The sequence below is a fragment of the Lacibacter luteus genome (assembly GCF_004118265.1).
GTDB classification, from domain to species: domain Bacteria; phylum Bacteroidota; class Bacteroidia; order Chitinophagales; family Chitinophagaceae; genus Lacibacter; species Lacibacter luteus.
Genome location: NZ_SDHW01000002.1, coordinates 702,024 through 716,195, shown reverse-complemented (window position 1 = coordinate 716,195; position 14,172 = coordinate 702,024). Strand labels below are relative to the sequence as shown.

Sequence of the window (14,172 nt, the reverse complement as noted above, 5' to 3'; positions counted from 1 at the left end):
GATGATCAAAAAACCTAATCGTCAGACGATCAAAAACGATACATATGAAACTCGATACAAAAATGATCCATGCGGGAGCACATCCCGATCCTTCTACAGGTGCAATTATGACACCTATTTATCAAACCAGTACTTACGTTCAGGAAGCACCTGGCGTAAACAAAGGTTATGAATATGCAAGAAGTCAGAATCCAACACGCTTTGCTTTGGAAGAAGCTGTTGCCGTAATTGAAAACGGAAAATTTGGTTTAGTGTTTGGCAGTGGTGTGGCAGCAACCGATGCCGTGATTAAATTATTAAACCCCGGCGACGAAGTAATTGCAGCAAGTGATATGTATGGCGGCACCTATCGTTTGTTTATGAAAGTGTTTGAAAAATTCGGTTTCAAATTTATATATGTTGATACAACAGATGCTGCAAATGTAAAAGCAGCGGTAACCGCAAAAACCAAACTCATCTGGCTTGAAACGCCAACAAACCCATTGATGAACATTACCGACATCAAAGCTATTGCTGCTATTGCAAAAGAAGCAGGTGCTTTGTTGTGTGTTGATAACACATTTGCTTCGCCATACTTACAAAACCCGTTGGATCTTGGTGCTGACATTGTGATGCATTCAGCAACAAAATACCTAAGCGGACACAGCGATGTAATCCAGGGATGTTTGGTAATGAATGATGCCGAGCTGCGTGAAAAATTATACTTCATCCAGAAAAGCTGTGGTGCTGTACCCGGGCCAATGGATTGTTTCCTTGTGCTGCGTGGTATTAAAACATTAGCAGTGCGTATGAAAGCGCATTGTGCCAATGGTGAAAAAATTGCATACTGGTTAAAAGCAAATCCGAAAGTGGGTAAAGTGTATTGGCCGGGTTTTACCGATCATCCGGGATATGCTGTTGCAAAAGAACAGATGCGTGGGTTTGGAGGTATGATCAGTTTTGAATTAAAAGACGATAGTCTTGATGAAGCAAAACGTGTATTATCATCAACCAAATTGTTTTCATTAGCCGAAAGTTTGGGTGGGGTAGAAAGCCTCATCAATCATCCGGCAAGCATGACGCATGCAAGTATTCCCAGAGAGAAACGTTTAAAAGATGGATTGAGTGATTCGCTCATCCGCTTAAGTGTTGGCATTGAAGATGCAGATGATTTGATTGAAGATTTGGCGAAAGCGATTGGGTAATGAAAAAACAAGAATTAAAAAAGCTTTTGAACCAGAAGGTTGATTTCTACAATCAACCTTCGTTCATTAAAGACGATCCCATTTGCATTCCTCACCTGTTTACACAAAAACAGGATATTGAAATAGCCGGTTTCTTTGCCGCCATTTTTGCATGGGGCAACCGCACCACCATCATCAACAAAAGCAAAGAGTTGATGCTGCTGATGGAGATGCAGCCGCATCAATTCTGCCTGAACCATAATTCTCATAGATTAAAAAGATTAGCAGGATTTAAGCACAGAACTTTTACTGCCGATGATCTTTATTATTTCGTTGAATTCTTTCATCAGCATTACAGCAAACATGAATCGTTGGAAACAGCTTTCTTTCCACGCAAAGGAATGACGGTGGAAGAAGGCCTTAATCATTTCAAAAATTATTTCTTTTCGTTCGAACATTTAAAACGAACAGAGAAACATATCTCTTCGCCCAAACAGAAATCAAGTTGCAAGCGGTTGAATATGTATTTGCGCTGGATGGTACGCAACGATAACAAAGCTGTTGATTTCGGCATCTGGCAAAACATTTCAGCAGCAGAACTTATTTGTCCGCTCGATGTACATGTAAGCCGCATTGCCCGGCAGTACGGGTTACTTCACCGAAAGCAGGACGATTGGGAAGCTGCTCTTGAACTAACCGCTAATCTGCGTATCTTAGATAAGCAAGATCCGGTGAAGTATGACTTTGCATTGTTCGGCACCGGTGTTATGGAAACAAAACGTTAGGTCTGTCATATGAAGCCGGATAAAATCATTCCTTTTCTTATACTGCTGGTTGTAAATTTTTTGATTGTGTTGCTCATTAACTACGCATTTCTTAAATGGATAGCACACAAACCCGAAACTACGTTTACATCGGTTACTGCAAAAAGTGCCATACTTGCATTTGTATTAACCATTCTGTTTCTGCTGTTCAATAAAAAGAAAGACGGTGAGTAATTACGATAACAATATTATTCCACAACTTAACATTGAGCTTTCGCTGGAGTTGCCGGAAAAGTTATCAATGACAGAACTGGAAGAGCAACTCACCCAGCACATCAATCAACTCATCAACACCGATTTTGAAAAACTTGTTTACTACCTCTACCGTATTGATGTAAACGAAGCTAAAATGAAACAGTTGCTGCAACAGCAACAGGGCGAAAACGCTGCACAACTTCTTGCCCGCCTCATCATCGACAGGCAATTGCAAAAAATAAAATCAAGAGCCGAACATAAATCAAACACTGCAGATGATGATAGTGCAGAGCGCTGGTAAACACATTTGCACAACCGTTTGTCTTCTTAACGTTTGGTAAACAGGAAACCATTAATTTTAAGAGTCACCTCAAACAAAACGTATGCAATTCTTAAAACGATTGTTGAAATGGTTTGCCATTCTTTTGCTTGTGCTTTCCGTTATTTATTTTCTTGGACCTAACCCATCAACACCTGTTTACACAAATACGTTGCCCGTTGTTCCTGCCCAAGCAACAGCCTTGGAAAATTATATTGCAGCGAACGAAGCTCAGCACAAGATCAAACCACAGAACGAAGCCCGCATTGTTTGGCATAACGATTCAACCAAACAAAAAACAGCGTATGCAATTGTGTACCTGCATGGTTTTTCTGCTTCGCAGGAAGAAGGTGCGCCTGTACACAAAGCCATTGCTAAAAAATTCGGCTGCAATTTATATTTAGCCCGCCTTGCCGAACATGGTATTGATACAACAGAAGCCATGCAAAATCTTACAGCAGAAAACTATTGGGAGAGTGTAAAGCAGGCTTATGCCATTGGCAAACAGCTCGGCAACAAAGTAATTGTAATGGGCACATCAACCGGAGGCAGCAATGCATTGCAACTGGCTGCAAGCTTTCCCGATGTGTATGCACTTGTATTGTTATCGCCCAATATTGCCATCAACGATCCGAATGCATGGCTGGCGAATAATCCATGGGGCTTGCAGATTGCCAGACTTGTAAAAAAATCTGATTACCATATCACAAAAGATCAACGGGATATTTACAAAGCATACTGGTATTCAAAATATCGTTTGGAAGCTGTTGTGAATCTGCAGGAGTATTTAGAAACGGCTATGACAGATGAAACCTTCAGTAACGTAAAGCAGCCGACACTACTGCTGTATTATTATAAAGATGAAGTGCACCAGGATAGTGTGGTAAAAGTGGGTGCTATGCTGCAGATGTTTGATAAGCTTGGCACGGTTGCTGAACAGAAACGAAAGGTAGCTATGCCCAACACCGGCGATCATGTAATAGGTGGCTACATTAAATCGAACGACTACCAGGGGGTTGAAACAGAAGTAACAAAATTTATGATGGAAGTATTAAAACTTCCGATAAGCAATAAATAATTATCAATCGTAAAACAGAGCATCATGAGTTCATTATCACGCAGAGATGCGTTAAAGGCATTAGGTATTTCCATTGGCGGTTCAGTACTGCCGCTTTCATCGTGGGCAACAAACGATAAGGGAGAAAAAATTATTCTTCCCGATTTTGAAAACAGTTTCCGCCCCGATAAACCCATTACTGTTGTTACATGTGGTGCAGGCGCAAGAGGAAATGTATATGGTAACTATGCGGTGCAATACCCGGCACAAATGGATATTGTGGGTGTGGCCGAACCAATTGCAATCCGTAATGAACGTTATGCAAAGAAGCACGACATTAAAGAAGAGAACCGTTTCAATACATGGGAAGATATTTTTAAACGTCCGAAGTTTGCCGATGCTGTATTGATAACAACTCCGGATAATTTACACTATGGTCCCTGTATGAAAGCTTTGGAAATGGGTTACCATGTGTTGCTGGAAAAACCAATATCGCCCAGCGAAAAAGAATGCAGAGATATTTTAGCGTTGGCAAAAAAAACAGGAAAGATCGTTGCGGTTTGCCATGTACTTCGCTATGCACCTTACTTTGAAGAGCTGCGGAAAATTATGCAGAGTGGAGTATTGGGTAAAGTAGTGAGTCTGCAACACCTCGAACCAATTGAGCACACACATATGAGTCATTCGTATGTGCGTGGCAACTGGCACAACAGTAAAGAAACAACGCCTATTATTCTTGCTAAAAGCTGTCACGATCTGGATATACTGCGTTGGATGATCGGTAAAGAAAGTAAAAGCATTCATGCATTAGGCGATGTTAGCTGGTTTAAAAAAGAAAATGCACCAGAAGGAAGTACTGCACGTTGTACGGATGGTTGCAAGGTAGAAGCAACCTGTCCTTACTCAGCATTAAAACAATACTATCGTGAGCGAAAGAGAACATATGTTTTTGATATGCCCGACGATAAGGAAAAACATGCAGAACATATCATGAACAAACTGAAGACAACGAATTATGGTCGTTGTGTGTACCGGATGGAAAACGATCAGCCCGATCATTACACCACCAACATGTTGTTTAACGATGGTGTTACGGCCAGCTTTAGTATGGAAGCATTTACATCGTACGAAGGAAGAAGAACGAGAGTAATGGGAACATTGGGCGATGTTGTGGGCGATATGTACAGTTTTACACACACCGATTTTCTTACCGGTAAAAAAACAGAATGGAAGAACGCAACAGATATGCACGGAGGTGGCGATTGGCGACTTGTTGCAAACTGGCTGCAGGCGGTTTCGAAAAACGATCCTTCTTTACTTACATCAACCATCGATGCATCTATTGAAAGTCACCTCATGGGTTTTGCTGCAGAAAAAAGCAGGAAAGAAAAGAAAGTGGTGGAAATAAAATTGTAAGTGATCCTGATTTATAACCTGACAGGTTAACTATAAAAAGGTTGGGCCCCGATAGAAATCGTGGGCCCTTTTGCTTACCTCTGAAACCACAAAAAAAATAGTTCTTTTATGTTCAGAAAGAGTTATGGTTAGGCATTACTGCCGAACAGTTCGTATGGATGGACAGATAAGAAACGAAGGCTAAGGACTAAACGTTCATCAGAGGGATATGGTGGAAATGGGGCGCTCTACAAGGGAATTGGAATCAGGTTAGCTTAACTGGGTAGCAGATGGATAAAGTAAATATAGAGCAGTCTTTTGATTTTTGCAAGCGTGATTTTACTAACAGTTTCAACTTCATAATTGTTTATCCGCCGCCGAAAAAGCCTTCTTCTTTTTATAAGCATACCACCATTGCGGGGCCGTTTTCTTCAACAAAGTATCAATACCTCGCATGCCAAAAAGGTTCCATACGCCATGGAGCTTGGGGCCTACTCCCTCCTGCAATGCACGAAGGCTCATAGCAAAGCCGCTATCCAGGTATTCCATATGGTGCCAGTAACCCGCAGGCATAAACAAGGTATCGCCATGTTCAAGGATCACTTCATACCCGTTTGCCTTTTTTAATGCAGGAAATGCATTGTAATCGGGCTTACCATTGTTAAGATGATAGTTACTGAAATCGGCCAGGCTTAACACTTCAAATGGTTTGCGGTAGAGTTTATGCTGCTCTTCGTAAGGAAAAAGCAACACCCGCTTACGGCCAATAAACTGCGTATGCAGGATATGCGACAGATCAATATCAAAATGCATATGGGTAATCGATGTTGCCCCACCTACAAACAGCATCGGATATTTTTTTACAAAGCCTTTCATGTATTCTTCTGGCCAGGTAAAATCTTTGGTAAGCTCGGGCGAATGATCGAAAATATTAAAGAGGAAAATACGCCAACCTGCAGGCCCTTGTGAGATCATATCAATATATTCTCCAAAGGTTTTGTAATCATCGGCTGTATTAATGGGTGTATAGGCATCGCTTTTTACATTATTATAAAGTCCCACTTTATGATGACCTGCTGCCTGTTTTAAATAACTCCAGTTCCATTTTGTAAATGCCGACCACTGGTGTGCAAGTGATTTAATGATAACCGGTTTACCGGGCAGGTAATAATCTTTTCGAAACTGATCGGGGCTTATGGTTTCAAATGTGTCGACAGGTTTCAGTTGCATAACAATCAGGCGGTTTGGAACACGTAATCAAATATAAATGAACAAACGGAGATAAACTCTCTGCCCAATCATAAAATTCGTTTGTAACTTTAAGTATGTTGTTGCATGTACATCCGGAAAACCCGCAGGCAAGGCAGATCAAAACCATTGTTGAACATCTGCAAAAAGGGGGCATCATTATTTATCCTACAGATACTATTTACGGTTTAGGTTGCGATATTTTTCAGCACAAAGCAATTGAACGCATCTGCCGTATAAAAAATGTTGATCCGCAAAAAGCACAGTTATCATTTATCTGTCACGACTTAAGCGACCTTAGTACTTATACCAAACAAATTTCCACACCGGTTTATCGGATGCTGAAGCAATACCTGCCCGGACCTTATACATTTATCTTACCGGCGAGTAAAGAAGTACCGAAAATTCTTAAAAGCAAAAAAGATACGATAGGCTTACGTGTACCCGATAACGAAATTGCAAGAACAATTATCCGGGAGCTGGGGCATCCCATCCTCAGTGCATCATTACCCGGTGAAATGGTTGAGGAATACACCGATCCCGAACTGATGCATGATAACTTTCATAAGCTGGTAGATCTTGTTGTTGATGGTGGTATTGGCGGTATGATTCCTTCTACAATTGTTGATTGTACCGATGATGAACCGGTAGTGATACGACAAGGACTGGGCGAGTGGGTTGGTTAAGCCGGATTTTTAGTGAGTAATTTGTATTCCCAATGTTGCAGGCAGCGACAATGTATACCTGTAAAAAATTAAATAGCTTACAAACGATAAAACAACACTTACTGACAAAACCTTTGCTGCTTCTTTTATCAAATGACTTTTTGAAAGATTTAAAATAAATACTAACGCCACAGGGCAATACACCTGAATGAAAGGAAATAGAAAAAAAGACCCAAACGCATATGCTTCCTTCTGAAACATATAAAAGGCAAAAACGAAAAAATAAGAGCTTAGAAATATCAGCGTTCCAAAGAAAAGTGTAATCATTCTGATTTCCTTATCCATTACCAGATACACCAACTTATGTGAAATTCTTCCGAAAGCAGCAAAAGCTCCTGCTAAATAAAAAAGAATTACCACTCCCATAACTAAAATTGTTTCGTCAAAATAACTCCTGCATTTTCAACGGATCAATATTAAACGATCTCCGGTGATGTTCGCATAAACCATACACTTCAATTGCTTTACGGTGTTGAGCTGTACCATAGCCTTTGTTCTTTTGCCAGTTATAATGCGGAAACTGTTGGTGCAGCTGCAGCATGTATTCATCACGATAGGTTTTTGCCAAAATACTTGCAGCTGCAATTGAAGCAAACCTCCCATCGCCTTTTATAAATGTTTTATGTGCAGTGCGTTTGTACTTGATAAAACGGTTACCATCTATCAACAACAATTGTGGTTTCTTTTTTAACTGATCAATGGCTAAATGCATTGCTTTAAACGATGCTTTCAGGATATTGATTTGATCAATTTCTTCCACTTCAACTTTTGCAACAGCAAAGGTTATTGCCTGCTGTTCAACAATCAATCGTAATGCATTGCGGTTTTCTTCGTTTACCTGTTTACTGTCGTTGAGTAATGGATGATGAAAATCTTTCGGCAATATAACCGCAGCAGCAAACACCGGACCTGCATAGCATCCTCTGCCTGCCTCATCGCAACCTGCCTCCAGCAATTCTTCCTGATAGAACGATAACAATGCCATAACTTCAAAAGTAAGTTAGGATGTCTTTGTTTTTTCAATCCAAATAAAATTTCAACATTTGCATATGGCAATACAGCAGGTACAGGACGATTTACTACGCAAAAGTTATCCTTTATTTGAAGAGAACCTGGTAAGCGAAATTGAAGAGCAAGGAGCATTTAAAACCTTTCCCGCAAACGAAGTATTGATGCGAAGAGGCCAGTACATCCGCAGCACAATGTTGGTGTTAAGCGGTTTAATTAAAATATACCGGGAAGATGAAGATGGCAATGAATTTCTGATGTACTATTTAAAACCCGGCGAAGCCTGTGCATTGTCGCTTGTATGTGCAGCCAAACACGAAGCCAGCCCCATTATGGCAAAAACGGTATCCGAAACAGATGTAATGATGGTGCCGGTAGATATTATGAGCGAATGGATGAGTAAATTTAAAAGCTGGTACCAATTTGTTATAGAAACCTACCGCACACGCTTTGATGAATTATTGGCTACACTTGATAATGTTGCTTTCCGCAGCATGGATGAGCGTTTGGAGTTTTACCTGAAGCGTGCTAAAGAAGCACAGCAAACAACAATGCTCAACATCAGTCACCAGGAAATTGCTAACGAACTTAACACTTCACGTGAGGTAATTTCAAGACTTTTGAAAAAAATGGAGCAGAAAGATATGGTAAAGCTCAACCGCAATATCATTGAATTAAAAAATCTGTAATTCTCAGCTATGTGATCTGAATCACTGTTGGCTGCGAAAAAGCACAGCACATTTGCAGCATGGAAATAATCGGCTATCTCGCATCTGTTATTATTGGTATATCGTTAGGACTAATTGGTGGCGGCGGTTCTATTTTAACTGTACCCGTACTTGTTTACCTCCTTGGCGTGGAGCCTGTGCTGGCAACTGCTTATTCTTTATTTATTGTTGGTTCTACTTCGCTTGTTGGTGCATTTCCCAAATACAAACAAGGACTTGTAAATACTAAAACAGCTGTAATTTTTGGTATACCGGCTATTGCAGCGGTATATGCTACAAGGAAATTTATTGTTCCTGCTATACCGCAGGAATTATTTTCGATCGGTAACATCGTTATCAATAAACCGATTTTAACAATGCTGCTTTTTGCAGTGTTGATGGTGTTTGCATCGTACTCCATGATCAAAGGCAAAACAGAAGATGGTAACGGCAACAACGGTAAGCAGAAGTTTAACTACCCCTTTATACTCCTTGAAGGAACAGTGGTAGGCATCTTAACGGGTTTAGTTGGTGCCGGCGGCGGTTTCCTCATTATTCCGGCTTTGGTATTACTGAGCAAGCTCCCAATGAAACAGGCCGTAGGTACATCGCTGCTTATAATTGCAGCAAAATCTTTAATTGGTTTTCTTGGCGATATCGGTCATCAGGTTATCGATTGGCAATTATTATTCCTTGTTACGGCATTAGCTATTACAGGCATTTTTATAGGAAGTGCTCTCAGCAAAAAAGTATCGGGCGATAAACTCAAAAAATGGTTCGGTTGGTTTGTATTGGTAATGGGCATTTACATAATTGTGAAAGAACTATTTATTAAATAGCACTCTTTATTGTTCCTGCTCTTCTGTGACAAAAGTCATACTCCGGAGTTAAAAGAAAATTCAAATTTGTATCATTCAATCAAATAGTAAAAAAGCAAAAAAATATACACATGAAATAAGCCATAAAAATGATTGAGCTGATTTATACCAATAGCGATGATCATTTTTGGGCGAATAACATGTGGCAAAAAAACAACAAAAAATATACACATGAAAATTGAGCAGATCTATACAGGCTGTTTGGCACAAGGTGCTTACTACATCGAAAGCGATGGTGAGGCTGTAGTAATTGATCCCTTGCGTGAGGTAAGACCTTATGTTGAAAAAGCAGAACGCAGTAATGCAAAAATCAAATATGTTTTTGAAACACATTTCCACGCCGATTTTGTAAGCGGCCATATTGATCTTGCAAAAGAAACAGGTGCAAAAATTGTGTACGGGCCAAATGCAAAACCCGACTTCGAGTTTTATGCAGCACAGGATGGCGAAGAGTTGAAAGTAGGTAAGCTTACATTTAAAGTGTTACATACACCCGGCCACACAATGGAAAGTACCTGCTACCTGTTAAAAGATGAAAACGGAAAAGACATTGCCATCTTTACAGGCGATACCTTGTTCATTGGTGATGTTGGCCGCCCCGATCTGGCACAGAAAGTTGTGGCCGATCTTACACAGGATAAATTAGCAGGTCACCTGTTCGATTCATTGCGTAACAAGATCATGCCATTGGCAGATGAGATCATTGTATACCCTGCACATGGTGCCGGCAGTGCCTGCGGTAAAAACATGAGCAAAGAAACTTCCGATACACTTGGTCATCAAAAAGCAAGCAACTATGCTTTGCGTGAAAACATGACCAAAGAAGAGTTTGTTAAAGAAGTTACTACAGGCTTGGTGGCGCCTCCTCAATACTTTCCATTAAATGTAATGATGAACATTCATGGTTACGACAGTATTGAAGAAGTATTGAAACGTGGTACACAAGCTTTAAGTCCGGAAGCATTTGAAACTGCAGCCAACGAAACAGGTGCACTTATTCTTGATACAAGAGATGCAGAAACTTTCAGCAAAGGTTTTGTACCCAACTCCATCAACATTGGTATTGATGGAAGTTTTGCTCCATGGGTTGGTGCAATGATACCCGATGTAAAACAGGAAATTTTGTTGGTAACAGACGAAGGTCGTGAAGAAGAAGTGGTAACAAGACTGGCACGTGTTGGTTACGATTATTCACTCGGTTATCTGAAAGGCGGCTTTAATGCATGGAAAGCTGCAGGTAAAGAAGTAGATGAAATTAAACGTGTATCGGTTAATGAACTGGCCGATCTGCAAAACAAAGATCAGCACATAAGCATACTTGATGTACGCAAAAACAGTGAGTATGTAAGCGAACACCTGAACGGTGTGGAAAATGCACCGCTCGATTTTATTAACGACAGTATGCTCAAGGTTGATAAAAACAAACCAACTTATGTGCATTGTGCCGGCGGTTACCGTTCAATGATCTTTGCCTCTATTCTTCGTGCACGTGGATACGATAACCTTATTGATGTACGTGGCGGTTTTAAAGCACTAAAAGAAAACGGCAACTTCAACATTACCGATTACGTTTGTCCTTCAATTCTTTTATAAACAGTGGTGATGGTTAAGGAACAGGGGGAGGCTTGTTCTCCTCCTGTTATTTGTAGATTTAAAAAATTAAGAGACAATGTTATCAATACTAAAAAATCTGTTTGGCCCCGCAACCGATTACAAAGCTTTACTCAGCAGCGGGGCGTTGATTGTTGATGTACGCACACCCGGTGAATATAGAGGTGGGCACATCAAAGGGTCGGTGAATATTCCTGTTGACAGTATCCGTCAGCACATTACTGATCTAAAGAAAAAAGGTAAGCCTGTTATTACCTGCTGTGCAAGTGGTATGCGCAGCAGCTCTGCCGCTTCTGTTTTAAAAGGCGCCGGCATTGAAGCTCATAACGGTGGTTCCTGGATGAGTTTACAACAAAAAATATAAGCAATGCGCAGCTACTTTAAACAATGGACAGGCATGCGCTTACTGCGTTTGCTAATGGGTGTTGTAGCAATTGTGCAAGGCATCGCATCGCCAACTCCTTTGTTGTGGGTAATTGGTGCGGTATTATTGGTACAGGCATTTCTTAATATTGGTTGTATGGACAGTTCCTGCAACATTCCTGTTCAGCAACAAAAAATGCATCGGTAAACAATGAAAACGTTTCTTAAAAAATCTGTTTGGTATTTGCCGGGTGCAGCAATTGGTGCAATCGGCGGTTACTTTTACTGGAAATATTTTGGTTGTAACGGAACCTGTTTAATTACATCGAGCCCCGTACGCAGTATTGTTTATTTTGCAGTAATGGGTACAATTGTAAACAGCATGTTTCAACCCAATGGTAAAAAAACAACAGAAGAACATTCCTGATTAAAACAGGAATCGCCTGTTGCTCTCCTTTTTTTGAAGATACCTGCAATCTGTAAATTATTTGTTATTCCGGCAATCACAAAAACCAATCTCTCATGAGTTTCATTGAGTTTATAAAACAACCATGGCCCTGGTACGTTGCAGGTCCGTTAATCGGATTAATTGTGCCTACGCTTTTGCTTATTGGTAACAAAACATTCGGCATCTCTTCTTCGCTGCGTCATATTTGTGCAGCCTGTATACCTGCCAACATTCCTTTCTTTAAATATGATTGGAAAAAGGAAGCATGGAACCTGTTTTTTGTTGCAGGCATTGCAGTGGGCGGTTTTCTTGCGTTCTGGTTATTGCAAAACCCTGAACCAATGCAGGTAAACCCAAAGCTTGCAGCAGAGTTATCGCAATACGGTATTGATGATTACAGCAAACTGGTGCCCATTCAATTATTTAATTGGGAAAGTTTGTTTTCTGTAAAAGGATTACTGCTGATGGTTGGTGGCGGTTTCCTTGTTGGCTTTGGAACACGTTATGCAGGTGGTTGTACAAGTGGTCATGCCATTATGGGATTATCGAACCTGCAAGTGCCTTCGCTTGTAGCAACCATTTCGTTTATGGTTGGTGGTTTTATTATGGCCAATCTTCTTTTACCTTTTCTCTTAAACCTTTAATTGCAAACAAATGGAATCAAAAGAAATAGTGCAGGAAGTTGAACTTGAAAAAAAGCATCACAAATTCCTTGAGCAGAATACCGATTTCGAAATGCGCTCACTCGATTCTGTTTGCTTTAACGAATCGGAATTAAAACACCCGTGGTGGTATAATTTAAAATATGCAGCTGTTGGCTTGCTGTTTGGAATTGTGTTTGTAAAAGCCGAGATCATTTCCTGGTTCCGCATACAGGAAATGTTTCGCCTGCAAAGTTTTCACATGTACGGTGTAATTGGTTCGGCAGTAGTGGTTGGCCTTATTTCGGTACTCATCATTAAAAAATTCAAAATAAAAACCATTTACGGCGAGCCAATCGAATTTGTAGATAAGAAATTCAATAAAGGGCAAATCTATGGCGGACTGCTGTTTGGTTTAGGCTGGGCTATTACAGGTGCTTGTCCGGGTCCGTTATTTGCACAAATAGGTAGCGGTGCAACTGCAGTAATTGTAACTTTGCTTAGTGCTATTGCAGGCACATGGGTTTATGGTAAAATAAGAGAACGTTTACCTCATTAATCAGTTAATGGTTATATGAACAGCCGAAACATTATACTGCTATTTATTTTGCTGGTTGCATTGATTGCTGCAACACAAACAGGTTGTTCGTCGCAGGGCGATGAAAAAAATATTGCCTCAGATTCAAGTATGCAGCAATCGATGTGGGTAGGTGCTTCTGTAAATCAAATACCTTATTACTCCCGTAAAGACGGTGAACTTATCTGGTACGGTCGTGAGTTAATAGCAAACACATCAAAATACCTCGGACCAAAGGGTTCTGTATTACAGATAAGTAATGGTATGAACTGCCAGAACTGTCATTTAGATGCCGGCACAAGACCCTGGGGTAATAACTATGGTGCCGTATATTCAACTTATCCAAAATTCAGAGATCGTTCGGGAGGTATAGAAACCATTTACAAACGGGTGAACGATTGTATTGAACGCAGTCTTAACGGCAGAGCACTTGATACAGGCAGTAAAGAAATGCAGGCTATCTACGCTTATATAAAATGGTTGGGCGAAGATGTAAAGCGTGGCGAAAAACCAAAAGGCTCGGGTATTGTTGATCTGCCTTATCTCAATCGTGCTGCCAATCCGCAAAAAGGGAAAGAAGTGTACGTACAGAAATGCCAAACCTGTCATGGTACTAACGGCGAAGGACAACTGCATGTTGATGGTAATGCATATACCTATCCACCATTATGGGGTAACAACAGTTATAATGTTGGCGCAGGTTTGTTTCGCTTATCACGCTTTGCAGGTTATGTAAAAAACAATATGCCGTTTGGCGCCGACTATCATGCACCGCAGTTAAGTGCAGAAGAAGCATGGGATGTAGCCGCATTTGTAAACTCGCAACCAAGGCCAGCAAAAGATTTAAAAAGCGACTGGCCCGATATTTCAAAGAAACCAATTGATCATCCGTTTGGGCCCTATGCCGATCCGTTTACAGAAGAGCAGCATAAATACGGGCCGTTTGCAGCAATTAAAACCTACAAAGAGCAAAACAAAAATCATAAACCCACCGGTAAGCACTAAATTGAAAA

General features: G+C 40.6%; 19 protein-coding genes. 16 read left to right on the top strand and 3 right to left on the bottom strand.

Translation table 11 applies throughout. The annotated features are described in order from the left end of the window. Positions 1-44 precede the first annotated feature (44 nt). From ESA94_RS10810 to ESA94_RS10785, 6 genes are all read left to right on the top strand, one after another. Positions 45-1,184 carry a cystathionine gamma-synthase gene (locus tag ESA94_RS10810; protein ID WP_129130900.1) on the top strand — a complete coding sequence of 380 codons (1,140 nt, stop codon included), beginning with the start codon at positions 45-47 and terminating at the stop codon, positions 1,182-1,184. Further along, the gene (locus ESA94_RS10805) at positions 1,184-1,948 is read left to right on the top strand and encodes a TIGR02757 family protein (protein ID WP_129130899.1); all 765 of its coding nucleotides are present in this window, start codon (positions 1,184-1,186) and stop codon (positions 1,946-1,948) included. Before ESA94_RS10810 ends, ESA94_RS10805 begins: the two co-directional genes overlap by 1 nt. Before the next feature lie 9 nt (positions 1,949-1,957). Continuing rightward, entirely contained in the window at positions 1,958-2,161 is a 204-nt protein-coding gene (locus ESA94_RS10800; protein WP_129130898.1) for a hypothetical protein, read from the top strand. Then, on the top strand, positions 2,154-2,483 hold the full coding sequence (locus ESA94_RS10795) for a hypothetical protein (RefSeq protein ID WP_129130897.1): 330 nt from the start codon (positions 2,154-2,156) through the stop codon (positions 2,481-2,483). The genes ESA94_RS10800 and ESA94_RS10795 overlap by 8 nt, the downstream gene beginning before the upstream one ends. Positions 2,484-2,565: 82 nt before the next feature. Beyond that, the gene (locus ESA94_RS10790; RefSeq protein WP_129130896.1) at positions 2,566-3,579 is read left to right on the top strand and encodes an alpha/beta hydrolase; all 1,014 of its coding nucleotides are present in this window, start codon (positions 2,566-2,568) and stop codon (positions 3,577-3,579) included. A gap of 24 nt (positions 3,580-3,603) precedes the next feature. Beyond that, the gene (locus tag ESA94_RS10785) at positions 3,604-4,974 is read left to right on the top strand and encodes a Gfo/Idh/MocA family protein (RefSeq protein WP_129130895.1); all 1,371 of its coding nucleotides are present in this window, start codon (positions 3,604-3,606) and stop codon (positions 4,972-4,974) included. Between the two features lie 336 nt (positions 4,975-5,310). Here ESA94_RS10785 and ESA94_RS10780 read toward each other — a convergent pair whose 3' ends face one another. Next, positions 5,311-6,183: a cupin-like domain-containing protein gene (locus tag ESA94_RS10780; RefSeq protein ID WP_129130894.1), complete on the bottom strand. Its 873-nt coding sequence runs from the start codon at positions 6,181-6,183 to the stop codon at positions 5,311-5,313. Positions 6,184-6,278: 95 nt separating this feature from the next. On the opposite strand from ESA94_RS10780, the gene ESA94_RS10775 reads away from it, so the two are divergent. Beyond that, positions 6,279-6,887 carry an L-threonylcarbamoyladenylate synthase gene (locus ESA94_RS10775; protein ID WP_129130893.1) on the top strand — a complete coding sequence of 203 codons (609 nt, stop codon included), beginning with the start codon at positions 6,279-6,281 and terminating at the stop codon, positions 6,885-6,887. A gap of 9 nt (positions 6,888-6,896) precedes the next feature. Here ESA94_RS10775 and ESA94_RS10770 read toward each other — a convergent pair whose 3' ends face one another. Both ESA94_RS10770 and ESA94_RS10765 read right to left on the bottom strand, forming a co-directional pair. Then, positions 6,897-7,292 carry a hypothetical protein gene (locus ESA94_RS10770; protein ID WP_129130892.1) on the bottom strand — a complete coding sequence of 132 codons (396 nt, stop codon included), beginning with the start codon at positions 7,290-7,292 and terminating at the stop codon, positions 6,897-6,899. A gap of 16 nt (positions 7,293-7,308) precedes the next feature. After that, positions 7,309-7,911, bottom strand: coding sequence for a ribonuclease HII (locus ESA94_RS10765; RefSeq protein ID WP_129130891.1), 603 nt, complete (start codon positions 7,909-7,911; stop codon positions 7,309-7,311). A gap of 64 nt (positions 7,912-7,975) precedes the next feature. On the opposite strand from ESA94_RS10765, the gene ESA94_RS10760 reads away from it, so the two are divergent. The 9 genes from ESA94_RS10760 (at position 7,976) to ESA94_RS10720 (ending at position 14,164) form a co-directional block, all read left to right on the top strand. Continuing rightward, positions 7,976-8,623 carry a Crp/Fnr family transcriptional regulator gene (locus ESA94_RS10760; protein WP_129130890.1) on the top strand — a complete coding sequence of 216 codons (648 nt, stop codon included), beginning with the start codon at positions 7,976-7,978 and terminating at the stop codon, positions 8,621-8,623. Between the two features lie 59 nt (positions 8,624-8,682). Continuing rightward, the gene (locus ESA94_RS10755; RefSeq protein ID WP_129130889.1) at positions 8,683-9,480 is read left to right on the top strand and encodes a sulfite exporter TauE/SafE family protein; all 798 of its coding nucleotides are present in this window, start codon (positions 8,683-8,685) and stop codon (positions 9,478-9,480) included. A 210-nt stretch (positions 9,481-9,690) separates the two neighbouring features. Further along, on the top strand, positions 9,691-11,112 hold the full coding sequence (locus ESA94_RS10750; RefSeq protein WP_129130888.1) for an MBL fold metallo-hydrolase: 1,422 nt from the start codon (positions 9,691-9,693) through the stop codon (positions 11,110-11,112). A gap of 76 nt (positions 11,113-11,188) precedes the next feature. Next, positions 11,189-11,494, top strand: a complete 306-nt coding sequence (locus ESA94_RS10745; RefSeq protein WP_129130887.1) for a rhodanese-like domain-containing protein — start codon at positions 11,189-11,191, stop codon at positions 11,492-11,494. 3 nt (positions 11,495-11,497) lie between these two features. Continuing rightward, positions 11,498-11,701: a DUF2892 domain-containing protein gene (locus ESA94_RS10740; protein WP_129130886.1), complete on the top strand. Its 204-nt coding sequence runs from the start codon at positions 11,498-11,500 to the stop codon at positions 11,699-11,701. Positions 11,702-11,704: 3 nt separating this feature from the next. Next, a complete protein-coding gene (locus tag ESA94_RS10735) occupies positions 11,705-11,920 on the top strand; it encodes a hypothetical protein (protein WP_129130885.1) in 216 nt (71 codons plus the stop codon). A 95-nt stretch (positions 11,921-12,015) separates the two neighbouring features. Further along, the gene (locus ESA94_RS10730; RefSeq protein WP_129130884.1) at positions 12,016-12,585 is read left to right on the top strand and encodes a YeeE/YedE family protein; all 570 of its coding nucleotides are present in this window, start codon (positions 12,016-12,018) and stop codon (positions 12,583-12,585) included. Between the two features lie 10 nt (positions 12,586-12,595). Next, the gene (locus ESA94_RS10725; RefSeq protein WP_129130883.1) at positions 12,596-13,141 is read left to right on the top strand and encodes a YeeE/YedE family protein; all 546 of its coding nucleotides are present in this window, start codon (positions 12,596-12,598) and stop codon (positions 13,139-13,141) included. 15 nt (positions 13,142-13,156) lie between these two features. Continuing rightward, positions 13,157-14,164 carry a c-type cytochrome gene (locus tag ESA94_RS10720; RefSeq protein WP_129130882.1) on the top strand — a complete coding sequence of 336 codons (1,008 nt, stop codon included), beginning with the start codon at positions 13,157-13,159 and terminating at the stop codon, positions 14,162-14,164. Positions 14,165-14,172 lie beyond the last annotated feature (8 nt).

Excerpts from the sequence above, each read along its gene's own strand:
- ESA94_RS10730 (WP_129130884.1), top strand. The coding sequence starts at position 12,016 with ATGAGTTTCATTGAGTTTATAAAACAACCATGGCCCTGGTACGTTGCA.
- ESA94_RS10735 (WP_129130885.1), top strand. The coding sequence starts at position 11,705 with ATGAAAACGTTTCTTAAAAAATCTGTTTGGTATTTGCCGGGTGCAGCA.
- ESA94_RS10740 (WP_129130886.1), top strand. The coding sequence starts at position 11,498 with ATGCGCAGCTACTTTAAACAATGGACAGGCATGCGCTTACTGCGTTTG.
- ESA94_RS10760 (WP_129130890.1), top strand. The coding sequence starts at position 7,976 with ATGGCAATACAGCAGGTACAGGACGATTTACTACGCAAAAGTTATCCT.
- ESA94_RS10745 (WP_129130887.1), top strand. The coding sequence starts at position 11,189 with ATGTTATCAATACTAAAAAATCTGTTTGGCCCCGCAACCGATTACAAA.
- ESA94_RS10775 (WP_129130893.1), top strand. The coding sequence starts at position 6,279 with ATGTTGTTGCATGTACATCCGGAAAACCCGCAGGCAAGGCAGATCAAA.
- ESA94_RS10810 (WP_129130900.1), top strand. The coding sequence starts at position 45 with ATGAAACTCGATACAAAAATGATCCATGCGGGAGCACATCCCGATCCT.
- ESA94_RS10725 (WP_129130883.1), top strand. The coding sequence starts at position 12,596 with ATGGAATCAAAAGAAATAGTGCAGGAAGTTGAACTTGAAAAAAAGCAT.
- ESA94_RS10780 (WP_129130894.1), bottom strand. The coding sequence starts at position 6,183 with ATGCAACTGAAACCTGTCGACACATTTGAAACCATAAGCCCCGATCAG.
- ESA94_RS10755 (WP_129130889.1), top strand. The coding sequence starts at position 8,683 with ATGGAAATAATCGGCTATCTCGCATCTGTTATTATTGGTATATCGTTA.
- ESA94_RS10765 (WP_129130891.1), bottom strand. The coding sequence starts at position 7,911 with ATGGCATTGTTATCGTTCTATCAGGAAGAATTGCTGGAGGCAGGTTGC.
- ESA94_RS10805 (WP_129130899.1), top strand. The coding sequence starts at position 1,184 with ATGAAAAAACAAGAATTAAAAAAGCTTTTGAACCAGAAGGTTGATTTC.
- ESA94_RS10720 (WP_129130882.1), top strand. The coding sequence starts at position 13,157 with ATGAACAGCCGAAACATTATACTGCTATTTATTTTGCTGGTTGCATTG.
- ESA94_RS10785 (WP_129130895.1), top strand. The coding sequence starts at position 3,604 with ATGAGTTCATTATCACGCAGAGATGCGTTAAAGGCATTAGGTATTTCC.
- ESA94_RS10800 (WP_129130898.1), top strand. The coding sequence starts at position 1,958 with ATGAAGCCGGATAAAATCATTCCTTTTCTTATACTGCTGGTTGTAAAT.
- ESA94_RS10790 (WP_129130896.1), top strand. The coding sequence starts at position 2,566 with ATGCAATTCTTAAAACGATTGTTGAAATGGTTTGCCATTCTTTTGCTT.
- ESA94_RS10770 (WP_129130892.1), bottom strand. The coding sequence starts at position 7,292 with ATGGGAGTGGTAATTCTTTTTTATTTAGCAGGAGCTTTTGCTGCTTTC.
- ESA94_RS10750 (WP_129130888.1), top strand. The coding sequence starts at position 9,691 with ATGAAAATTGAGCAGATCTATACAGGCTGTTTGGCACAAGGTGCTTAC.